The organism is Streptomyces olivaceus (assembly GCF_000721235.1).
GTDB classification, from domain to species: Bacteria; Actinomycetota; Actinomycetes; order Streptomycetales; family Streptomycetaceae; genus Streptomyces; species Streptomyces olivaceus.
This window is the reverse complement of sequence record NZ_JOFH01000166.1, coordinates 1-285: the sequence shown is the minus strand read 5'-3', so window position 1 is coordinate 285 and position 285 is coordinate 1. Positions and strand designations below refer to the sequence as shown.

Sequence of the window (285 nt, the reverse complement as noted above, 5' to 3'; positions counted from 1 at the left end):
TGTTGCGGCCGCCCTGGGACCTGCCGTGGGCCTTGTGTCCGCCGCCGTCGGGGATGTTGCCCAGCTTCTTGATGTCGACGTGGACCAGTTCGCCGGGCCTCTCGCGTTCGTAGCGGCGCACGACGCGGCCGGTGGCCCGGTCCAGGTGGGAGAGGCGGGCCAGGCGGTAGCGGGCAAGGACACGGCGCACGGTCGAGGGCACCAGGCGCAGGAAGTGTGCGATGCGGGCCGGTCCCCACCGGCGCAGCAGGCGGACCTTGATGATCCGTCGCTCAGTGCGGGTCG

At 72.3% G+C, this 285-nt stretch carries 1 pseudogene; it reads right to left on the bottom strand.

From position 1 onward, the window contains the following. Positions 1-285, bottom strand: a pseudogene (locus IG94_RS0138280) (IS481 family transposase); the annotation flags it as partial.